The 21,466-nt window shown below is 41.6% G+C and carries 17 protein-coding genes and 1 riboswitch; of the genes, 6 read left to right on the forward strand and 11 right to left on the reverse strand.

Annotated features, from left to right (window positions below; all coding sequences use genetic code 11):
- Nucleotides 1–11: 11 nt before the first annotated feature.
- The 6 genes from ACZ47N_RS05645 to ACZ47N_RS05670 form a co-directional block, all read right to left on the reverse strand.
- The gene (locus ACZ47N_RS05645; protein ID WP_464888160.1) at nt 12–1,064 is read right to left on the reverse strand and encodes a uroporphyrinogen decarboxylase family protein; all 1,053 of its coding nucleotides are present in this window, start codon (nt 1,062–1,064) and stop codon (nt 12–14) included.
- 144 nt (nt 1,065–1,208) lie between these two features.
- Complete coding sequence (locus tag ACZ47N_RS05650; RefSeq protein WP_464888161.1) at nt 1,209–3,011, reverse strand: ASKHA domain-containing protein; 1,803 nt, start codon at nt 3,009–3,011, stop codon at nt 1,209–1,211.
- Nucleotide 3,012: 1 nt separating this feature from the next.
- Nucleotides 3,013–4,029, reverse strand: coding sequence for a uroporphyrinogen decarboxylase family protein (locus ACZ47N_RS05655; protein ID WP_464888162.1), 1,017 nt, complete (start codon nt 4,027–4,029; stop codon nt 3,013–3,015).
- Nucleotides 4,030–4,063: 34 nt separating this feature from the next.
- Entirely contained in the window at nt 4,064–4,732 is a 669-nt protein-coding gene (locus tag ACZ47N_RS05660; RefSeq protein WP_330386619.1) for a corrinoid protein, read from the reverse strand.
- Between the two features lie 27 nt (nt 4,733–4,759).
- Nucleotides 4,760–5,830 carry a uroporphyrinogen decarboxylase family protein gene (locus ACZ47N_RS05665; RefSeq protein WP_464888163.1) on the reverse strand — a complete coding sequence of 357 codons (1,071 nt, stop codon included), beginning with the start codon at nt 5,828–5,830 and terminating at the stop codon, nt 4,760–4,762.
- A gap of 67 nt (nt 5,831–5,897) precedes the next feature.
- Entirely contained in the window at nt 5,898–7,685 is a 1,788-nt protein-coding gene (locus tag ACZ47N_RS05670; RefSeq protein ID WP_464888164.1) for a GTP-binding protein, read from the reverse strand.
- A 282-nt stretch (nt 7,686–7,967) separates the two neighbouring features.
- Between ACZ47N_RS05670 and ACZ47N_RS05675 the strand changes: the two genes are divergently transcribed.
- Together ACZ47N_RS05675 and ACZ47N_RS05680 are read left to right on the forward strand one after the other, a co-directional pair.
- A complete protein-coding gene (locus ACZ47N_RS05675) occupies nt 7,968–8,747 on the forward strand; it encodes a threonine/serine exporter family protein (RefSeq protein ID WP_464888165.1) in 780 nt (259 codons plus the stop codon).
- A complete protein-coding gene (locus ACZ47N_RS05680; RefSeq protein WP_464888166.1) occupies nt 8,744–9,175 on the forward strand; it encodes a threonine/serine exporter family protein in 432 nt (143 codons plus the stop codon). Before ACZ47N_RS05675 ends, ACZ47N_RS05680 begins: the two co-directional genes overlap by 4 nt.
- A gap of 22 nt (nt 9,176–9,197) precedes the next feature.
- On the opposite strand, the gene ACZ47N_RS05685 is transcribed toward ACZ47N_RS05680, so the two are convergent.
- From ACZ47N_RS05685 to kynU, 3 genes are all read right to left on the reverse strand, one after another.
- On the reverse strand, nt 9,198–10,397 hold the full coding sequence (locus ACZ47N_RS05685) for an EAL and HDOD domain-containing protein (RefSeq protein WP_464888167.1): 1,200 nt from the start codon (nt 10,395–10,397) through the stop codon (nt 9,198–9,200).
- Nucleotides 10,398–10,654: 257 nt separating this feature from the next.
- Nucleotides 10,655–12,028, reverse strand: a complete 1,374-nt coding sequence (locus ACZ47N_RS05690; protein WP_464888168.1) for a tyrosine phenol-lyase — start codon at nt 12,026–12,028, stop codon at nt 10,655–10,657.
- A 278-nt stretch (nt 12,029–12,306) separates the two neighbouring features.
- Nucleotides 12,307–13,587, reverse strand: coding sequence for a kynureninase (gene kynU / locus ACZ47N_RS05695; RefSeq protein WP_464888169.1), 1,281 nt, complete (start codon nt 13,585–13,587; stop codon nt 12,307–12,309).
- A 192-nt stretch (nt 13,588–13,779) separates the two neighbouring features.
- Between kynU and ACZ47N_RS05700 the strand changes: the two genes are divergently transcribed.
- Complete coding sequence (locus ACZ47N_RS05700; RefSeq protein ID WP_464888170.1) at nt 13,780–14,616, forward strand: helix-turn-helix domain-containing protein; 837 nt, start codon at nt 13,780–13,782, stop codon at nt 14,614–14,616.
- 11 nt (nt 14,617–14,627) lie between these two features.
- Here ACZ47N_RS05700 and mgtE read toward each other — a convergent pair whose 3' ends face one another.
- Complete coding sequence (mgtE, locus tag ACZ47N_RS05705; RefSeq protein WP_464888171.1) at nt 14,628–15,998, reverse strand: magnesium transporter; 1,371 nt, start codon at nt 15,996–15,998, stop codon at nt 14,628–14,630.
- A 134-nt stretch (nt 15,999–16,132) separates the two neighbouring features.
- On the reverse strand, nt 16,133–16,936 hold the full coding sequence (locus ACZ47N_RS05710; RefSeq protein WP_464888172.1) for an MgtC/SapB family protein: 804 nt from the start codon (nt 16,934–16,936) through the stop codon (nt 16,133–16,135).
- A 75-nt stretch (nt 16,937–17,011) separates the two neighbouring features.
- Nucleotides 17,012–17,182: riboswitch (M-box (ykoK) riboswitch) on the reverse strand.
- Nucleotides 17,183–17,398: 216 nt separating this feature from the next.
- Between ACZ47N_RS05710 and ACZ47N_RS05715 the strand changes: the two genes are divergently transcribed.
- From ACZ47N_RS05715 to ACZ47N_RS05725, 3 genes are all read left to right on the forward strand, one after another.
- The gene (locus ACZ47N_RS05715) at nt 17,399–19,885 is read left to right on the forward strand and encodes a LuxR C-terminal-related transcriptional regulator (protein WP_464888173.1); all 2,487 of its coding nucleotides are present in this window, start codon (nt 17,399–17,401) and stop codon (nt 19,883–19,885) included.
- 118 nt (nt 19,886–20,003) lie between these two features.
- Nucleotides 20,004–20,237, forward strand: a complete 234-nt coding sequence (locus ACZ47N_RS05720; protein ID WP_464888174.1) for a DUF2442 domain-containing protein — start codon at nt 20,004–20,006, stop codon at nt 20,235–20,237.
- Between the two features lie 46 nt (nt 20,238–20,283).
- On the forward strand, nt 20,284–21,447 hold the full coding sequence (locus tag ACZ47N_RS05725; protein WP_464888175.1) for an ABC transporter substrate-binding protein: 1,164 nt from the start codon (nt 20,284–20,286) through the stop codon (nt 21,445–21,447).
- The last annotated feature ends 19 nt before the right edge of the window (nt 21,448–21,466 follow it).

Here is a 21,466-nt window from a genome sequence, read left to right on the forward strand (position 1 = left end):
TAATTGTCCTCCTAAATTGTTTGAATAGGATATTTCCCATAATGCCAGGCTGCTTCCATAAACATTTCTATTTTTTCAATAGGTGTGTTCATGGGTATCTGACATCCTGTGCTTAAAATATATCCTTTCGGCGAATCGTGGCCTTTTCGGATGCATTCCTTTACGGACTCAAAAATTTTTTCTTTTGAACCAAAGTGAAGTACCTCCACTGGTGGAAGATTTCCGGTAATAATGACCTCTTTCCCCATTATTTCTTTGGCTTCTTCCAGATCTTCCACATTATCAATACTAAAATTTGAAATTCCTGCCTGCACTACATCTTCCCAAAGCCGTTTGCTTTTGCCACAAATATGGATTCCTGGAGCCCCGCCTGTTTTTTCTTTTATCTCATCGATATTCTTTTTCAAATACGGAAGCGAAAAAGCTCTAAACTGTTTGGGACTCATTAAACTCGTTGAAGACACTGGATCTGCAAAGCCTATGGATACCCCTAATTTGGCTACTTCTTGGATGTATCGATTATTCGACTCCGTCACTACTTCCATGACTTCATGCAAAGCTTCCGGCTTTTTTACCATCCACCGCAGTAACTTTTCGGTACCAATAATAGAAGCAGCCACACTAATGGGCCCTGACATGGCCGCCGATACATCCACTTCATGACCAATGGCATTTTGTGTTAATTCAATGGCCTTGATCAGTAAAGGTAGTTTGCCATCTTTTAACGGATCTGCCGGCTTTAAACCATGAATTTCTTCTTCTGATTGAATGGCTGGTGCTTTTAAGAAAGAAATATTGTTTTTAGGATACCCTACCTGTGCACCCATGGCTTCTGCCACCCCCCTAAGGCTGGTGGAGATGCTGACAGAGTCGTGTCTGAGTCTCTTAAACAATTGAATTTCCAATTCCGCCATCAAGGTAGCTGAATGATAGTAATCGTCTGCATTGATTCCAAGAAAAGGGGTCATGGTCACCCCCATATCTGGAACCGTAATCACACGATCGATGGCTTCGCCTCTGGAAAAGGCAGCAACTCGTTCCTTCGGTGTCATTTCCTCCTTCATGCTACCCCTCCTTTCTTATTTGTTTGTTGTCCTGCCACCAAATACCAATTGTAGCATAGGCCTCGCCTTTCGTTAAATTAATATTCTGAATCAAATCTTCCTTCCTGATGGAGAAATGTAATAGATATCCTTCTTCCTCTTCCTTTAATCTTCTAGCTTTGGAAATTCCAGAGAATCTCTGAAAAGTTTTTCATAATTAGGATGGGTGCTTAATTCTTTGTATTGAATTTCCTGAGCTAGTTTTTCCATTGTCTTTCGTGTATCAACAGCCATCAAGGCCATGTAAGCTCCGGTCTTAGAAGTGTTGCCTCCATAGCTGATTTTATGCTTCGTTTCTCTGGGCAAAATCCCAGTTTTGACTAAATGATCCGCTGACAAATGTGCCCCAAATTGTCCAGCTACAATGATTTCATCTAATTGATCCATGGTAATTCCCGCCTGATCCAAAAGAGCATAGAAGCCTGACAGAAGAGCCCCTTTGGCTAATTGAACCTGCCGAATATCCGATTGGGTAATATAAATGGGTTGATTGCCGTCGGCTATTAGAAACTCCCGCTTTTTTCCATTGACTTGAAGTCGATGGTACAAAGGATGCTCTTCTTCCAGCTCTGTTTTTTTAATAAACGCACCATTTTTCTTTACCATCCCACTCCGCAACAATTCTTTCGTAGCGGCTAGAATCCCGCTTCCGCAAAGCCCCACCGGTTCTGCATTTTCAATGACTTTCAATTTGATTCCCGAAGAATCTATTTCAATATCTTCAATGGCTCCTTTAGCCGCCCTCATTCCGCTGCTGATATTCATACCTTCCAAGGCCGGTCCGGCAGCGCAGGAGCAAGCACTTAATTTCCCCTCATGAGACAAAACCATTTCTCCATTGGTACCAATATCAATGAGTAAAGTAGTTTCTTTTCTCTTCTGCAATTGACATGAAAAAACCCCTGCAACAATGTCCGCTCCTATATAAGCCGAAACAGAGGGCAAACAATAGATATTCATAGCCGGCAATTTTTGGAATCCAATAGCCGCTGCCTTCAACTCTTTTGACATTGTAAAGGCAGGTGCATAGGGAGAAATTCCAATAGATTCTGCCTTGATTCCCAGCAATGTATGTAGCATAGTGGTATTCGCCGCCACGGTCATTTCATATAGGTAATCTGGATTGATGTGAAGTGTTTGACAAAGATTGATAATGGATTCCTCCAGCTTTTCTACAAGGGTTTTTTGCATTTCCTCTACGGCTGTTTTCGGGTTTTCAATTTGATAGGTAATTCGTGTTAACACATCAGAACCATAGCGATGCTGAGGATTGATCATAGAAGTAACACCCACCTCTGCACCAGTTCTGATATTCACTAGGGAAACCGCCATCGTTGTTGTTCCTATATCCACGGCAATACCATAAAGTTGGTCCGCTGTATCGCCTTTTTCCAACTGGTAGCAATGGCCATGGCGGCATACGATGGTTCGTATTTCCTGATAAGAAGGCACTTGTTGTAATAACTCCCAGTCAAGGCTTTGTGCCTTTGCTGCCTTCAGTAAGCTCTCTTCCATAGACATTTGATTCTCTAAGCTTGGTCGTTGCACCTGTATTTTCTTTTTTTCTATTGACGGATTAAATTCAAATTCTGGTAATGCTCCTTGGGTTAACACCTGACAAGTCGATTCTTTCCCTAAGGTTTCTACCGTAATTTCCGACAAAGGATAGATTAAACAGGCTAGGCGTATGCCTTCTGTCAATTCTCTGGAGGACAAATGCTGCTTTTCTGTTTCCGTTAAATCCGTCACGTCACCTTTTATCAGTCGGACTCGACACTTTCTGCAGGTTCCTTTCCCATTGCAGGGATGATCGATAAAGATATGATGTTCTATTAGCTGTGTCATGAGATTTTTTTGAGGATCCATTTTAATACGTCTATTGAGATTTTGAATTAAAATTTCTTGCATCCTATCGCCCACCTTCTTTAAGGCTTTTCAACATAGCTTGGACATTTTCCAGTGGCGAGTTCATGCCAAGGCCACAAGCCGGTGAGATTATATCCGCCCCGGAACGAAGGCAATTTTGGGTTAAGCTCATGACTTTATCCGGTGTTGAAAATTCAATGGAAAAGGTGCTGACATTTCCCATCACCAACCTATCAGGCAGGTTTTTTTTCGCATCCTTCATGGCCACCACCGAATCAAAACTAAGGACATCACTCTTCACCAGGTCTACTTGAGGGTATACTTGTTTCATCTGACCACAAATATGAACAATACTGGCGGCTCCTTTGTCTCGAATCGCCTGCACCAACTGGTTCAGATAAGGAACCGTAAACTCTTGGAAAAGTTTTGGGCCCATGATTTCGCCCGTACCGCTGGGGTCTGAAATTGCAATGACATCTGCTCCGGCTTCCACCTGTTGAAGGGCAAATTGAGTCAGTTTTTCTGTCACAAAGGCCATCATTTCATGAGCCTTGGAATTCTTTTTCCGTAATTCTTTGTAAAATACCACCGGCTCCATCACAGAACTGGCCGTACTGATAGGGCCCGTAATGTTTCCAATCAGCGGCACCTCTGGATTTTTTTCTTTTAAAATTTGTAAAGCCTTTAGCACCACTTCCGACCTGCCACCTTCTGGTTTTGAGCTTTGAAGTGACCGCCAGTCGTCAACGGATTGAATCACATAATGAGTAACATGGGGTTCACAGTGATTGTCACCATAATCTACTAGGGCACCCATTTCTTCGGCTTCCACCGTCATACAAAAGGGAACGCCATAATTCTCAAAACAGTTTTCTTTGTATACCGCATCAGCAATTTCTGCCATCATCTTTGCATCCTGATGAGCTTCTATAAAGTTACTATTGCTTTTTTCTAACAGGTCGCTCACTACTAGGTTCATCATACCTCCTGGACAAATACAGGGAGGCCGGTCTATTTGCTCTCTGCTTAAAACAGCTTCTAAACGACTCTTAGGTGTCACCGTCCTACCTCCTTTCTGATTTTCTACCTTACTTTCAAGCTACTTGAATCAGTCTTTTCATCAATTTCACCGCTTCCACCGCATTGGTGGAATACCCATCGGCACCGATACTCTCTGCAAACTTTTTGGAAAGCGGGCCTCCACCAACAATCACTTTGACCTGATCCCGAATGCCAGCTTCTTCTAATAATTCAATAACCCTTTTCATTCCCTGCATCGTGGTTGTCATTAAGGTCGACATACAGATAAAGGTTGCTTTCTCTTGTTTTGCTGTTTCTACAAACTGTTGCAAGGGGACATCTCTGCCTAAATCTATCATATCAAAGCCTGCGGTTTCCAGCATGATTTTCACCAGATTTTTCCCTATATCATGGGTATCGCCTTCCACTACCCCAATCACTCCCTTATGCTTTATTTGATTGGCTGTTTCTTCTGGTAAATGGGGTCGTAAAAGTTCCAAGCCTTCGTACATGGCATCGGAACAAAGTAATATGTCTGTTACAAAATATTCTTCTTCATCAAAAAGGATGCTGGCGCGGTTCATCCCGTCTACCAAACCTTCCATAATGGCATCAAAGGCTGGAAATCCTGCCTCCAGATAGGCTTTGCAGGTCTCTATTACTTCTTCCTCTTCCATTTCAACCACATGATCTGATAATTTCTTTAGAAATGCTTCTTTTGATAATTCCATATGATTACTCACTTTTTTCATCCTCCCAGGCTTAAACTATTATCGAAAGTTCTCAGGACTCAAAGGCCATTTTCCATACTTACGGGCAGATTCCATAAATTGATCAATATTTTCTAACGGAAGACTCCCATTCAAATCACAACCAGAGGCTAGTATATACCCGCACTTAGCATCATAGGCTTTTTGAAAGCATACCTTCACAGCATGGTCTACCTCTTCTGGTGAACCAAGATGCATCACTTCCACCGGATCTACATTGCCTAGAATTGGTAGAATCTCACCAGCCACTTTTTTGGTATGCTCAAGATCTACCCGGTTATCCACACTAAGCATGTCACATCCAGCACTAGCCATATCACCAATAATAGTCGTCGTATCTCCACAAATATGATAACAAACCATACCTTCCGCTTCATGGATTGATTCGATTAAATCCACCGTATAAGGGCGTACGAAGTCGAGATATTGCTGGCGGTGCAAAATGGTCCCCGAAGCAATTGGATCGCACATAAGAATCAAAGCTCCAGCTTCAATAAATTCCTTATATATTTGCTTCAGACCTTCGTTGCAAAAATGGATCAATCGGTGAAGCTTTTCTGGTGATTTCCGTGTGGAACGAAGTAGTTTTTCGATTGGATAAAGACTAGCCGCCGCCGTAAAAGGACCAGATATCAATACTCCTATAGGAACTTCATGACCAATCTCTTTAATAAGTATTTTCACCGTCTCCAAGTGCATTGCCAGCTTTAAGTCCTGCACCGACGACAACTGACTAATGCTCAAAGAGTCTACCTGCTCTAAATTCTCTAATGCATACTTTGTAATGGCTGGAACGTCATCTTCCGGATCATTCATTCTGCTTCCCAAGGCCATGCCAACACCGTGAAGTCCATAATCTACAATGGCCAGATCATTTCCAAACCTTTCGTAACAAGCAATTTGCGCTGCTGCTTCTTTTGCTGCTGAACTCCGTTTTTCTTTATGACTGATTCCCATCGCCTGCCCTGACATAGAGCAAACTACCGGAATAGCCAAACTTCTATCCATTGGCTTACCTGTCATAAAAGCAGCTAATCGTTCATTCGGTGTCATCGAATCATTTTTGTGCATCCAAAAACCCCTTTCTTTACGCTTTTTCCTTCTCACATGCTTTGCTCTTTATTTTTACCATCATGCACTATCCCAGACGAAGTCCTTTCAAGATTCTATTCTCTAAGTAAAAAGATCTGTTTTTAATACACATTTGACCTACAAAGTTAAAACTGGATACGGCCTCCAAGCATCCTTCACTGTAATGCATTGGTGCTGATAGGAAAAAATCTTCCCACTGGGCATATCCAGTGCCTACTAAGGCATAGGCGGTTTTAGGACATAAAATCATCATTGAGTTTTCTGATAACACTTGAGTGTCGATGGTTTTCATCAATGGGTAGGTGTATTGGGTAGCTATTTTTTCTGCCAAGTGAGGACCAATAATATTGGCACCGCCAACGGAATCTCCGTAGCTAAAAAGAGTCACACCATTTTTCTGAGCTTCTTGGATCAGCCGAAGGGTTTCTCCTCTTACAAAATCGAAAACAGCTTTCATCTGATCTGGTTTGCGTTTCAGTTCTTTAAATAAAACCCGGGCATCCATAAGGGTATTCAGAATAGTAAGGGGTCCTGACAGGTAAAGAATAACCTGCTCTCTTTGCTCTGCCAGCTTGTTACAAGCTTGTAACAGTTCCGATATTCTCCCTTGAGTAAAATTCATAGGCGACAAAGCTAACAGGTCTTCTGCGCTTCGGCATAGGGCTTCCCCACTGCGAGGCCCTATTCTTTGATCTCCATAATTTATTTTAGCCCCAAGGGCTTCTCCTTCCACAGTATGACAAAAGGGAAGTTCACAGTGAGGGCTTCCTGTATATTTTTTCACGGATAAAGCAATGTGCATCATGGTTTCACTTTCCTGATAAGCCTGGGGAAAAGAAAGGTTTAATTCATGGATGACTGGTTCTGGAAGGCCAGCCATATCATTGTTTTGACAGGGAAAATCATAGATTTTTTTCTCATGGAAATAGGTATGAATGGCTTCTTTTTCCAAGGAGGTGCCAATCAACGTAACCGCTGGAGGAATAACAGCTTCTCTCATTTCCCAATGAAATCGTTGTGGCGTATAATTAAAATGGATGGTTTTTCCCTCTGGTGTGGGTAAGTAGCCTTTGGCCCGACATACCTCCCCCCATTCCTTTTCAATGAATTTTGATTCCAACACTCGCAAATCTTCTTGAGTAAAAGGTTTTGCCTTTTTAAGAGTGGTTTTTTCCAACGCATCTGAACTACCCACGTTTTCCTGCCCACTGTCCAGGGATGAAGCTGTCTTCTTTGTCCTTAGCTGATTTTCCCTTAGAAAGGTTTCCAACATGTCATTTTCCATGGTTAACCACTCTTCCTGAAGCATGAAGGCTTCTAGATTATGCTGGCGAAGCTTTCCGATGATTTGATCCATTTCTTCTGGTTTTTCCTTGCAGAACCGACTTAGCAGAATGATATCAGCGTGTTGAATTTGATCGGTATAAAAACTTCCCATGGATTGATGGTAATCATTAAAATCCTTGACATCTACTAAAACAATCACCGGCTGATAGTCAAAAACGATCTCTAATTGTGTTTCTATACTGCTTAATGCTTTTAGAATAGCCGATAAATGAGCAATGCCAGAGGGTTCTATCCAAATATGTTCTACTTTTTCTTCCTTCATTAGATACAAAACAGCCTTTTTCAGGTCCTTCGCAACGGTACAGCAAATACAGCCACCATAAACCTCCGTCACGCGAAAGTCTTTTTCAAATGCATATCCATCAATACTGACATCGCCAACTTCATTTTCAATAATACCTACTTTTTCTTGCACAAGAGGCAGTATTTTTGTCAAAAATGTGGTTTTTCCAGCACCCAAGAAACCAGATACAATGCTTATTTTCATTTCAAAGCTCCTTTAAGTCTTTTTTACTTATGGAAAGATATGGAAAGATAGAGTTTTATCAATCCACCGTTAAGTGTACCACTTAACTCCTTTGGTATTCCAATAAAGATTGTTTATCATTTTTTCTTCTCTCATTAATAATATCAATGTGAATCTTTTTCTTTTACGGTTACTCTCATAAAAAACAATCTTAATCCACTTCAGAAAGTTATGATAATAGGCTCACCTCTTGCCAGTCCCCCCCACTGGTTGTACAATATAAGAAAGAAGGAGCGAATGTACATGGACGCGAAAAAACATATTCTAATTATCGCTGTCTATGCAGGAGAAATCATGCTGAAAAACGGCGCCGAAACGTATCGAGTTGAAGACACCATCACCAGGCTCTGTCATTCCAGAGGGTTTTCTTATGTGGAAACCTTTGTTATTCCTACTGGTATTTTCGTAAGCCTTGATGCCAAAAATACAGATAAAGAAATGACTTCCTATATCAAACGCATTCAAGAAAGAAGTATCAACTTAAATAAAGTAGCCATGGTCAACGAATTCTCCAGGGCTTTTGTCCATCATGAATTGGAAATTGAAGACGCCATGGATCGACTTAAAAAAATTGATCACTGTCCCAGCTATTCCCTAAGCACTAGGTCTTTTTTTGGCGGTGTTATCAGTGGTTTTTTTGCCTTGCTCTTTCAAGCTACTCTCTGGGAGGCCTTGTTTGCTTTTTTTACAGGTCTTGCTGTTACTTGGTTTTTAAGCCGCTTAAGCAAGGCTAAAATGCCTGTTTTTCTAGCTAATATCCTAGGTGGTTTTTTGTTAGCCACCATGGCCAGCTTTTTTTCTGCTTTTTCTACTCTTATCGATATTGATAAAATCATTATCGGAGCTATTATGGTGATGGTGCCAGGAGTAGCCATTACCAATGCCATCCGAGACTCTATTCTGGGGGATTTACTTGCGGGTTTAGCCCGTGCGGCTGAAGCCATCATTATTGGTGTTTCCATTGCGTTTGGAGTAGGTGCTTCTTTACAGCTCTGGAGTTTGGCAGAAAGGATGATCCCATGACCTATTTGCTTAGTTTTATTTACGGGTTTATGTGTTCTGTTGGTTTTGCTGTGCTTTTTAATGTTCCTAGAGCCTCCGTTGTCAAAGCAGGCCTCTGTGGTGGAGTAGGTTGGGCCATTTACGATACCATGGTTCAACTAGATCTCTCTGTGGTGATTTCTACCCTCATTGCCTCTTTGGGAATTGCTGTTTTAGGTGAAGTCTTCGCAGTCCTAGACAAACAACCTGCCACTTTGTATTTAGTGCCAGGTATCATTCCTTTAGTTCCAGGTTTCGGCGTATACTACACCATGCTTTCCCTCTTGGAACAAAACTACGAAAGAGCCATCCAACAAGGAGTCGAGGCTCTTTTAATAGCCGTCCTCATTGCAGCGGCTCTAACCATTGTTCTTTCTGTTAATATGTATCGAAAAAAGCGCCATGGGTAAGTTTCTCTCCCTGACGCTTTTTTTATTCTAAATTCAACAACTGATTGGTCCAAGTAATAGACTGCTGGTACATATAAGCTACATTCAGATCATACCCTGCTTGGCTCCCGCTACCCTCTCGGTTGATCCATTTGCCTTTTTCAAACTCTAAGACATAGGTCAATACCTCTAGGATTTCTCCACCTTTTCCAAGTAGTGCATTTTCTACTTGTGAAGAAAGAGGGAGTTCTTGGACGATGGATTCAAAAGACTTCCCTGTAATGGCATCTAATTCAGAAAATAAGCCTGCCAAAAAGAATTGATTTTTTTTCTTCTTTTGATGCTCCGCAATGATTTCCATCATTTTAGCCCGGATAAGGCTGTTGGTAATCATCTCGCTATTTTGACCAAATTTAACATCCTGCAGCATGATAATATAAATCCATGTTCTAATGCTTTCCAACCCAATCCGAACCATAGCCTCTTTCACGGTATCCACAGGATATCTTGAGCCAAACTGAATGGTGTTGGCTAATTTTAAAAATTTATAGGTAAGGGACAGATCCTTCTCAATTTTTTGAGAGATTAAATCATATCTAGGATCTTCTTGGTTGAGTTCATCGATGGCTTGCAGCAAGATAGGGTTAAAAGATGGCACTTCTTTTCCCATCATCATAATGGGTTTGCAGAAAAAAAAGCCCTGAAACAGACCATAGCCACATCCAAGCATCTGTTGAAATTCTTCTCGTGTTTCCACTCGCTCCACCAGAAAGGTTTTATTCGGATACCGTTGTATCAGTTGTCGATGCTCATCGACTGAGTAACTGCCATATTCCGTCTTAATAATATTGACTAGGGGGATCAGCTCTTTGTAGTCTTCCCGAAACACAAAATCATCCAGTGCTAAAAGGTATCCTGCTTCCTTTAATTCCCGACAGGCTCCTACCAGCTCATGATCTATCTCAACGGTTTCCAGAATTTCGATGACAATCAGCTCTTTTGGCAGCAACATCGGAACTTTATTCACCAGTAGTTCCCTTGGAAAATTAATAAAGAGACGTTTATTACTCGCATACTCTTGAATTCCAATGCTTAGAAAGGTGTTGTTGATGAGTTCTGCGGTTGCTTCTGTATGATCTGTTCCCATAAACCGATTTTCATCTGTTTTACGGTGAAGCAACTCATACCCAAAAACTTCTTCTAGTTTTGTAAAAATTGGCTGACGGGCTGCATATATGTCCATCCTCCCACCTCCTTCTTCCCTCTTCCCTCTTCCTCCTGTTCCCTACACGGATTCTATTTTTTATTGATACCCCTGTAATTTTTCATAAATCATATTCCTCCAACCTCTGTAAACATTTTCAGAAAAAAGCCTGAGTCTCTAAACACAGACTCAGGCTTGCTTCTTAACCTCTCTACTCTTAAGGAGCTCATCTTATTTTTTCTCCCTAGGGAAATAGTACCAATGCCCTAGGGATAGCTGATTCTATGTGATTCTCCCTAAGATAGATGCTTGAATCGAGCGGTGAAAAATCGTAATACCGGTGATTCATACACAAATTCTAACCCCTTTATTTTCTCGCGTTCCTGATAAAGGTCAATAATGGCGTCTGCCACCACTTCTAAGTGTGCGTAGCTATATACCCTTCTTGGAATGGTTAGTCTAACAAGCTCAAGGGCTGGTTTGTGATGATTGCCCTCTTTATCTCTACCTGCAGATACAATGCCACGTTCCATGGTTCTAACTCCAGATTTCAAGTAAATTTCTGCCGCTAAGCTTTGTGCTGGAAATTTTTCCTGCTCTATATGGGGCAAGAACTTCCTTGCGTCTAAAAATACCGCATGTCCTCCAATAGGCCGTACTACCGGTACTCCTGCTTCGATTAATTTATCTCCTAAAAACTGGACTTGTGAAATTCTATGATGAATATAGTGATAGTCGATCGCCTCATAAATTCCTCGAGCCATGGCTTCCATATCTCGTCCAGCTAACCCCCCATAAGAAGGCATTCCTTCGTACATAACCACCATTTGCGTTGCTCTTATATATAATTCTTCATCATTCACTGCTAAAAATCCACCGATGTTCACAAGACAGTCTTTTTTTCCAGACATGGTACAACCGTCACTATAGGACATCATTTCCTTCAGAATATCTGCAATGGATTTATGTTCATATCCAGCTTCCCTTTTTTTAATGAAATAGGCATTTTCAACGCATCGAGTCGCATCAAACATCACCTTAATTCCATGCTTATGAGCCATGGTATAAACCTCTTTTAAGTTTTCCATGGATACTGGTTGGCCCCCTGCAAGATTTACTGTCACTGCCATACAAATATAGGGGATTTTATCTGCTCCCACTTCATGAATTAAAGCACCTAGTTTTTCAAGGCATATATTTCCTTTAAATGGATATTCAGAATCCGAGTCATGGGCTTCATCGATAATAACATCTCTAAAGGTTCCACCATTTAGTTCCTGATGTGCTCTTGTCGTTGTAAAATACATGTTTCCAGGAATATAATCTCCTGGCTTTATGGTTAATTGGGAAAGAAGGTTTTCTGCCCCTCTACCTTGATGGGTAGGGATCACATATTCATATCCATAAACTTCTTTTACCGCTTTTAGTAAATTGTAAAAATTTTCCGAACCGGCATAGGCTTCATCGCCTAGGTTCATGCCTGCCCATTGGTTATCACTCATGGCCGTTGTGCCGCTATCCGTTAGTAAATCGATATACACATCCTTCGATTTAAGAAGAAAGGTGTTATATCCAGCTTCTTCAATTGCTTTTTGTCTCTGTTCCCATGTGGTTACTGCAATAGGCTCCACCACTTTTACCTTATAAGGTTCTGCAACATATTTGTTCATCGACTCTTCACCTGACTTTCTCTAGTTTGGGGTAGTCTTTCTTGGTTTTATCCTCCGGCCTTCTTCCTCCTCTCTTGCCGGCAAGCATTTAAAAAATGTCTGCTACAAGTTTGTAGAAAAAATGTCATTGTTTCCAAAAGTATACCATATTCCGACAGGCATTACAAATAATTTTAACACTTAAAATTATTTAATAAAATTAAAGGTCTTGTATCTTCCTAAATCAAAATGCTATCCACTTTGCCTTCTTTGCCTGTTATAGACTCCCCCAACCAATCCTAGGCTACTGTGCCCCTACTTCCATCATATTCTTCATAGGCTTTACTTTCCATAATTTCTTCAATGATCTCCACCATTCGATAAACATCTTCGAAGGACACATAAAAGGCTACAGGTGCCAGTCGAATCACGTTGGGGTATCGAAAATCCGGAATGATCTTTCTGTCCTTCATGGCTTTGTTGATGCGGATAGCCTCCCTATGCTCCAAGGCCACATGACCGCCCCGCCGCTGGTCTTCTGTTGGATTGCCATAGGAGAATCCGTACTTTTCCAGCTTGGTATCAATCAAATACATCAGGTAGGCTGTCAGTTTCAGGGATTTTTTTCGAATGTTGTGGATACCAGCCTCCTCAAACATACGAAGGCTGCCTTCCATGGGTGCCATGCTGAGGATGGGCTGGGTTCCGGTTTGCCAGGCTCCAGCATAGTTTGCTGGCTCAAAGCTTTGCTTCAGATCGAACTGGGTTTCTTTGTTATTTCCTTGCCAACCAGCCAGGCCAGGTCCTTTACTGAAATGTTTTTCGTTGATGTACAGTCCTGCAATGGCTCCCGGTCCGCCATTTACATATTTATAATTGCACCAAAGGGCAAAATCGCAGTCCAGGGCTTGGAAATCATGGGGAACACTGCCTATGGAGTGGCTTAAGTCAAAACCAACTACAATTCCTTTTTCTCTGGCAGCATCAGCGATTTTTTGCATATCCACCAGGTAGGAACTGCGGTACAACACCGATGGCAGCAGGATCAAGGAAACGTCTTGTGTCATAGCTTGGATTATATCTTCTTCAAAGATCCGTTTTCCGTCCCGACTTTTCACTATTTTTACGGATGTTTCTGGGTTATAACCTTTTTGTTTGACTTGGCTATCCACGGCATATTTATCCGTGGGAAAGTTAAGGTCATCCACAATGATTTTATGCCGCTGAGGCGTAGGATGGTAAAAGGTAGCTAATGCTTTATGGATATTAATAGTGGTATTGGTGCAGATGGTTACTTCTTCTGGCTTAGCGTTAATCAGTGGTGCCATCAGCTCAGCCAACCTGTCCTGATACAGAAAATAATTTGCCTCTGGATGGCTCCAGAGATGGATCCCATACTTTTTCCAGTCCTCCAGTGCTTTGAATAAATATTTTTCTGCATCCTTTGAGCAAAGGCCGCAGGAGTTACCATCCATATAGATGCTGCCTTCCTCCATGTAAAACCGTTCTTTATAGGATTTCAAGGGATCTTTTTCATCCATTCCTTTGGCAAATTCCAATGTGCTTTCAAATGATCTCATTGTTTTTCCTCCTAGTCTCCAGTTTTTTTTGTGAATTGATTCATATAAGCGTAGCATTTTTGTTTAACATCGTCAATCCATTTAGTAATGTTATGCATTTTTTCTATTGTTGCTTACTGCTTAAGCATGATACAATAATATGTGTAGGAAATAGGGAATAAGGGAAATTATTAAGAAATGGAATGATACCACATGACAAATAAACCATTGCAAAATAACCACAGACTATTCAGCATTAAAGAAGCAGCTAAATTAACAGAGGTTTCTGTATCCACCCTTCGAAACTGGGAACGTAATGGTCTTATAAAACCAAAGCGAAAAAACAATAATTACCGGGCCTTTGATTTTAAGGATTTGGAGTTATTAAAAAGGATCCGTGAGTATTCTCAGGATAAACATTTAAGTCATTCGATTATTAAGGAAGTGTTGACTCAGGAAGATCGACACCATAGAAAGGATGGCGAGCTGGCAGAAATAGGGTATCCGCCTTATCACCATGAAAGATTAAAGCAATTCCGAAAAGAAGCGGGTCTTACACTGGAGGAAGTAGCAGGGGCCGTTGATATTTCACCTTCTTATTTAAGCCGGGTGGAACAGGGAAAAGTAAATGTATCCTATGAAATCCTTGACCGACTTGCTCGTTACTACGGTGAAAGTACGATTCGTTTTTTTGATGCCCAGGAAAATAAGCTGGTACGTGAAGTGGTGAGGTATAAGGATGGACAGGAACTTCCCTTTGCCTTGAAAGGCGTGGCTGCAGAAATGCTAACCACCATAAAAAGTCAGCCCTTTGAAGTGGTTCGTTTTGTGATGGAGCCTCATTGCGGTGATCCACGGCCGCATCGGCACAAGAGTGGCCATGAATACATCACCGTGTTGTCTGGCCAGCTACAGGTGATTCTAGATGACTCCAAGGAATATATTTTATATGAAAAGGATTCCATCAACTTTGAATCTACCCGGACTCATGGTTGGATGAATCCGGGTAAAGAAAAAGCTGAAATTATATGGGTTCATTCCTATTTATAGAAGCCAATTTTTTACATCAAAAAGGTAGATGCTAAAAAGAAATAAATAAGTAGTCCAGAAATATCTTTAATCGTCGTAATAAAGGGGTCGGATCCTGCAGCCTGATCAAATCCAGCTTTGTATAAAATGTATGGGATCAAGAAACCCAAAGCCGTAGCAATGGTCATGGTGGCGGCCAGAGAAACGCCTACTACAGCGCCTAGGTCCCAGCCTTGCCAAATCCCTGCCAAGAATGCCGCAAGGCCTCCTAACATAATGCCCATGGAAAGACCAATACGTACTTCTCGAAACCAATGTTTAAAAAAGGAGCTCATATCAATCTGACCTAGCACCAAGGCCCGAGAAAAAATGGTTGATGACTGTGTGCCTACGTTCCCCCCCATGTCCATGACCACGGGCACAAAGAAGGCAATTGCAACAATGGCCTCTAGGGCATCTTCAAATCCTTCAATCAGGGCTCCGGCCACAAGCCCTCCTATCAAGGTAACAATCAAAAAAGGAACGCGCACCTTAAATACTTCTAACATGGATCCGCTGACCAATCTTGAACTACGATCCGATTCTGTACTGGCAATATCAATTAAACCAGCTTTATTATAAATATCCTCTGTCGTTTCTTCTTCTAAAATATCCATGGCATCATCCACGGTAATAATACCTACTAATCGCTCTTCTCGATCCGTGACTGGAATCGAAAACTGATCCCGATCCTGCAGCATTCGAGCTACTTCTTCTTGATCCGTCTCCGTGGAAACCCATCGGATATCTGTATCCATCACTTCTTTTATTAACCTGTCTGGCTGTTCCATAATCAGGTCCTTTAGGGTGATGGCTCCTAGGATTCGACGGGTATCGTCGGTAACATAGATATCTGCAATGGTTTCTCTTTCTCGCTCTTTCCCAGCTTCACGAACTTTTTCCGTAGCCTGTTGGATGGTCATGTTTTTAGAGATCCGAACGTATTTAGGCGTCATGATCCGTCCAGCACTTTCGGATGGATATCCCATCAGATCCATGGTAATTTTTCGGTCTTCTTCGGCTAACAAAGACACCAGTTTCTTAGCCACTACTGCTGGAAGTTCTTCCATTAATTGGACCCGATCATCTGGCTCCAAGGACTGAAAAAGTTCGGTGGTCCGATCATCCGTAAACGCTTTCAATAACTGCTGCTGTGCGCTGACTTCCAAGTTCTGAAATACTTCCAAGGCTTTATCCTTGTTCAGCAATCGAAATACCACCACCTGTTTTTCTGGATCCATTACATCTATTATATCTGCCAGATCATAGGCATCCAGGTAGTTCACCATCTCTTTGAGTTTTTCCATGTTTCGGGTGTCCAAATATTCCCGAATCAGCTTTAGGGTTTCCATTACGTTTTTCATTCTTCTTCACTCTCCTCTGATAGATTTTTAGGATCATCTTCCACCATGAACATAAATATGAATCTGGGTCCTCTGATAAGGGAACCATGAACACCACCACCTTTCACTCAATTTTCCATGCATTTTACTTTGTTTTATTCAGTCATGACTTTCCAGCTAATCAAGGTTACGGATTCTTCCAAACTCATCTGACTAACGATCTTTTCCATTAAGCTTCGCTGGCCTTGGGTGGCCAATAAATCTGCATTCACTTCAATTTTTCCGGCAAATTCACCATCTTCACTCTGAAGAGACGTCATCAATAAAGGAGAATCGCTGATTAGATTTAAGAGAACTGACCGGATATGTCCCTCGTCCTGGGTATGGCATATGATTCGAAGGCGATATGGCAGCTCTAGTTCTTCTTGGTTCATTTGTTCCCGTGAAATGGTTCTCTGTAGAAATCGAAGGCCTATATTAGCAAGTAAAATCATTAGGGTTCCTATCAAAGAGCCTATAAGGTATCCACTGCCTGCTAAAACTCCTACGGCAGCAGAGCACCAAAGAGTGGCTGCTGTATTAAGCCCCCTTATGTTTAGCCCATCCCTTAGAATAACACCTCCACCCAAGAAGCCAATTCCTGAAACAACGGATGCAGCGATCCTGGTTGGGCTAGCTTCCTGCTCTACCATCACCGATAACAAGACAAACAAAGCGGCTCCTACGGATACCAAGGCATTGGTTCGCAAACTTGACATCCGCTGTCTCCATTGCCTTTCTGCACCAATCATGGTTCCTAATAATAAAGCTACAAAAAGTCTTAGGGTAAAGTCCATCAAAAGCATCTCAAACACCTCTTTCTTGTATTTTCTCCCTTCTGGACACCTGCATTCCCAAAAATCTTCTCTGATAAAGCAGCCTGGCCAAAAGGATTCCTGTAGTTTTCTTATCAAAAACAAAAACGACCCCCGGAGGAGTCGTCGAAGGCACAGAAAAAACCATGCTTTTTCTGATATACAGAAAAACACTTCATGATCATAACTCCTCGTCTGAGTTTTAGCACTGAATGACGTAGATTTCTTAGAGAAATCAGCTACCTTAAGCAGACCTTAATCCGATCTTGCCTGTTCTACCCATTGGCGTCTCTGGACATTTTTGGGCAGCAGCCTGTGTTCATTCAGGAGCCTCACCTAACGAATTACTTTGTTTATATGTCAATTTGGATCCTATCAGACAATTATTGTTTTGTCAACTTTTTTTCTAGAATATGATCCAGTAGATTTTCATTTACCCATCCTGAAAATCCCATGTAAAAACCATGCTTACAGTATTAGGGCGAAAAGCCCACGGTTTCAATCGTGGGATGAAAGCCTATTTTATGGTATAATCATTGTAATTAACACACTATTGGAGGGAGCTTTATGAATCAACCCGTCTTTCAACGTCCAAACCTATGGAAAGAATTCGGAAATATCTGTCTTTACCCTCTGACCATGGCTATAGCAGGAATGGGTTATGGCAAGACCATGGCTTCTCGTGCTTTTCTTGAGGAAAATGAACATACCTATGTATGGCTTTCTATTGGTCAAAATGAAATGTCTCTTGGCACTTTGTGGGATTCACTGGTATTTCAACTTCGTAAAACAGTTCCAGAACTAAGTGTTATTTTCAGCCAAGTAGGATTTCCTTCAGATCCTGCCCAGCGTGAGCAGATTGTCCATGTCATTGGAAGGCACTCTTATGATATCCCTACCATCCTAGTGTTTGATGACTACCACTATGCTTCCATGGCTGAATTAGATCTTCTGGTACAACAAATTGTACGGGCAGATATTGAAAATTTTCATATTCTTCTTCTCAGTCGAACGCTTCCTAGTTTCGACCTTGAAGAACTACTCCTAAAAGATTTCTGTTATTGCATTGAGCCACATTGCTTTGAATTGAATGCCGATGAAATTGCATCTTATTTTGCTTTCCACCATGTTTCTTTAACTCCCAAAGAACTAGAACTCGCTTATTCTCTCTCTGAAGGCTGGATTTCCGCACTTTATCTAATGCTACAACATTACCTTAAAACCAATGAAATTAATGCAGGCATGAATATTTTCCGACTAATCGAATCCTCTGTACTATCCAGCTGTACCCCTGAAGAACTGGAGCTCCTACAAGTATGTAGTTTGTTTGATACCATCTCTCCAAAACAAGCCGTATTCATCTCCAAAAATCCCAATGCTGAAGACTTACTCCAGGCCATTAGTCATCAGATAACCTTTGTTCAGTATCACGAAAAAGATAACTTTTATCGAATTCATAAACTTTTAGCCGCTTATTTGCAGGGCTATTTTGAAAAATCAAATTCTACAACTGTCCTACGCACCATTTTTCTTCGCTGTGGGTGTTGGTACTTACAAGAAGGAATGCCTATCACAGGCCTTAAATATCTTCTGAAAGGCGGTGACTATGACCGGATCCTTCAGGAATTTTCAAAGCCGTCGATTAATAAAATCCTACATAATAACAGTCATTTCATCAAAATGCTTTTTCAAAATATTCCCCTTAACAAACTTCAGAAATTTCCCATGGCTTATCTCACGTATATTGGTTTTTTCATCACAAATATCGATCCTCAAGAGGGAAGGAAGTTGCTGGTGCAAGCTGACATCTACTTCCAGAATCATCAAGACTTGGACCCTTCCTTGAAGCGCCAACTGCAAGGGGAACTACACCTGATTCATGCCTACACCCTTTTTAACGACATTGGGGCTATGGCAAAAAAAATTCAGGAGGCTGAAACCTTTCTTGCCTCTGGGTCGGTCATCGCAAACAAGGATAAAATTGTCACCCTGGGATGCTCCATCAGCCTCTACTTGTATCATAAACATCCAGGACAGCTGGCCACTACCATGAAACTGGCCCAAGAAGCTTTTTCAACTTATAGCAAATTAGCCCACGGATGCGGCAAAGGCCTAGACGATTTGATTTTTGCAGAGTATTTAGCAGAAAAAGGAGATTTTGACAAGGCGGCTCTCTTGGCGGAAAAAGCCTATTATAAAGCAGCCACAGAATCTCAAAAGGATGTCATGCTCAATGCATCCTTTACCCATATACGAGTGCTTAAAGCCCAAGGGAAGCATGATGAATCAACGCAACCCCTAAAGAACATGCAGGCCCTGGGAAAAGAGACTAATAATCCAATCCTTCTTTCCACCTATGAATTATCTGCTGCTTATATCAGCTATCAGTCAAATCAACTGGATTTATTGCCCATCTGGGTTCAAGAAGATAATCTAAAAAACAACAGCATGTCCTTTGAGGGACCCAGCTTTTACTACATTGTTCACGGGAAGTATCTTTTAGCACAAAAGAAATATCTGGATCTGGAAATCAATGCAGAAGAACTATTGGAAGCCTGTAAACCTTTTGAATTCATCCTTGGCTATATTCATGGGTATCTGATGCAGGCTATTTCTCAGACATATCTCTATGGAACCCTTGTTGGAAAAGAACCGCTCCACCAATGTCTTTCTCTAGCTTCTCAAGACGGCATCTTTTTATCTCTTATGGAGTACGGCAAGGAATTAGTTGTTTTGTTGGAGCATCATTTTGCCCTAGGGTCCATCCATGCCAGTTTAGAGGACTATGCTCAAGCCTTATTATCCAAAAGTCTTCAGTACGGAAGTTTGACAAACGCTGCTCCTATTCATCTCAACAGGCCAAAAGAACTAACCCAGCGAGAACTGGAAATTTTGGCACATATCTGTCTCGGCCATACCAACAAGTTCATTGCACATAATCTTTATTTGGCTGAAGTAACGGTTCGCAAACACGTCACTTCCATCTACAAAAAACTAGGGGTCAACGGACGCTCTTCTGCCGTTCGAAAAGCTTCAGAATTAGATTTGATCTAAAATGTATCCCATGCGATAATTGTCTGAATTTTGAAAGTTTGCTACGCTTATGGCGGGCAAACTTTTTTTATTGTCCGGACTGTTTCATCGAACAAAGAGTGGGAGAGGAGAAAGCTCCATGTCCAAGATCGTTGATGTCAGACCCAAGGATGATCACGCCATCGAAATTTTACTGGATAATAATCATAAAATTATTTACAGCATGAAAAACAGACTAAACAGCATTCGATTTTGCGATCTTAGGGTTTTGGACATCTTTAAAGATGTCCATGTTGAAAATGGAGATACAGTGATTTGGAATAGCTTTTGTGAACTCTCTCTCTCAGAGATCTTATTTTCTCTTACTAAATAACCCTTGTCCCTTTGGCGGTCAACGGGAACCGAAATGGAGTGATTCTGTGAAAAAAAACAAAGTACTTTTATCCATGCTAATGATTTTTTTTATTTTAGGCAGTGGCTTGTATGTCTTGGCAAATACAACTCCTCCCGAATCCAGCATTAGCCCTTCTCCACCTGAGTCATTTCAAGGAGAGCCATGGCGGATCGCCTTTGTAGAAACAGATCCATTTGTGAATTTTGCCGGAACTTTCCAGGGGCTCCTCGTCGGTCTTCATGAAAGAGGATGGATTGATGTCCCACTGGATCAGATCCCTTTTTCTGATGGACAGGAAGACAGCCTCGTCATGTGGCAATGGCTAGAAGAACATAATCAAGCTCCTTACCTGACTTTTGTCCAAGATGCTCATTATTCTTTAGTGGAAGAGGAAATCACTGAAGATTTACTGCTCCGAATCGAAGAAGTGCAAGATATTGATCTTTTTATTGCCACTGGCACCACTCCAGGTCGACTGTTATCCCAGGCTACTCATGAAATTCCCACGCTGATTTTTTCCACCAGTAATGCCGTTCAAGCAGGCATTATTGACTCCGCCTACGATTCTGGCCAAGACCATATTTGGGCTCATATGGATGCTACACGTTACCAGCGACAAATTGGTGTCTTTCATGATATTTTTCACTTTGAAAAACTAGGGATTGTCTACGAAGACTCTTTAGAAGGAAGAGTCTATGCGGCCCTCGAAGATTTGGAAGCTCTCCAAAAAGACCTAGGTTTCCAGCTAGTTACTCGAACCGTAAACGAAGCTTCTGGCGATGAAGATAGACTTCGGTATCATCACCAGCTATTACAGGCCTACCAAGAGTTAGCTACAGAAGTAGATGCTTTTTATCTAACCGCAGGGACCAGAGATAACAACCAACTTTCATCTTTGTTGCGACCATTTTACGATGCTGGCATCCCTGTTTTTTCTCAAATGGGAGCCTCGGAAGTTCGTCATGGAGCTCTTTTAAGCCTCTATCGTGCGGATTTTATTGGCGTCGGAAGGTTTGGTGCAGACCAGATTGGTCGAGTGCTTAATGGAGAACAACCCAGAAATTTATCCCAAGTTTATGGCGATACCCCCAGTATTGTCCTGAACATGGAAGCCGCTGATCGAACCGGTTACAATCCACCTTTTGAAATTCTTCTCATAGCGGATGAGCTGTATCACCACATTGATTAAAAAAATGTTGACCAGATAA

It is taken from the genome of Tindallia texcoconensis, assembly GCF_055383815.1.

What these genes read in the sequence shown, in the direction of transcription:
- ACZ47N_RS05645 (WP_464888160.1), bottom strand. Translation starts at nt 1,064, where the DNA reads ATGAAGGAGGAAATGACACCGAAGGAACGAGTTGCTGCCTTTTCCAGA.
- ACZ47N_RS05650 (WP_464888161.1), bottom strand. Translation starts at nt 3,011, where the DNA reads ATGCAAGAAATTTTAATTCAAAATCTCAATAGACGTATTAAAATGGAT.
- ACZ47N_RS05665 (WP_464888163.1), bottom strand. Translation starts at nt 5,830, where the DNA reads ATGCACAAAAATGATTCGATGACACCGAATGAACGATTAGCTGCTTTT.
- ACZ47N_RS05670 (WP_464888164.1), bottom strand. Translation starts at nt 7,685, where the DNA reads ATGAAAATAAGCATTGTATCTGGTTTCTTGGGTGCTGGAAAAACCACA.
- ACZ47N_RS05675 (WP_464888165.1), top strand. Translation starts at nt 7,968, where the DNA reads ATGGACGCGAAAAAACATATTCTAATTATCGCTGTCTATGCAGGAGAA.
- ACZ47N_RS05680 (WP_464888166.1), top strand. Translation starts at nt 8,744, where the DNA reads ATGACCTATTTGCTTAGTTTTATTTACGGGTTTATGTGTTCTGTTGGT.
- ACZ47N_RS05685 (WP_464888167.1), bottom strand. Translation starts at nt 10,397, where the DNA reads ATGGACATATATGCAGCCCGTCAGCCAATTTTTACAAAACTAGAAGAA.
- ACZ47N_RS05690 (WP_464888168.1), bottom strand. Translation starts at nt 12,028, where the DNA reads ATGAACAAATATGTTGCAGAACCTTATAAGGTAAAAGTGGTGGAGCCT.
- kynU (WP_464888169.1), bottom strand. Translation starts at nt 13,587, where the DNA reads ATGAGATCATTTGAAAGCACATTGGAATTTGCCAAAGGAATGGATGAA.
- ACZ47N_RS05700 (WP_464888170.1), top strand. Translation starts at nt 13,780, where the DNA reads ATGACAAATAAACCATTGCAAAATAACCACAGACTATTCAGCATTAAA.
- mgtE (WP_464888171.1), bottom strand. Translation starts at nt 15,998, where the DNA reads ATGAAAAACGTAATGGAAACCCTAAAGCTGATTCGGGAATATTTGGAC.
- ACZ47N_RS05715 (WP_464888173.1), top strand. Translation starts at nt 17,399, where the DNA reads ATGAATCAACCCGTCTTTCAACGTCCAAACCTATGGAAAGAATTCGGA.
- ACZ47N_RS05720 (WP_464888174.1), top strand. Translation starts at nt 20,004, where the DNA reads ATGTCCAAGATCGTTGATGTCAGACCCAAGGATGATCACGCCATCGAA.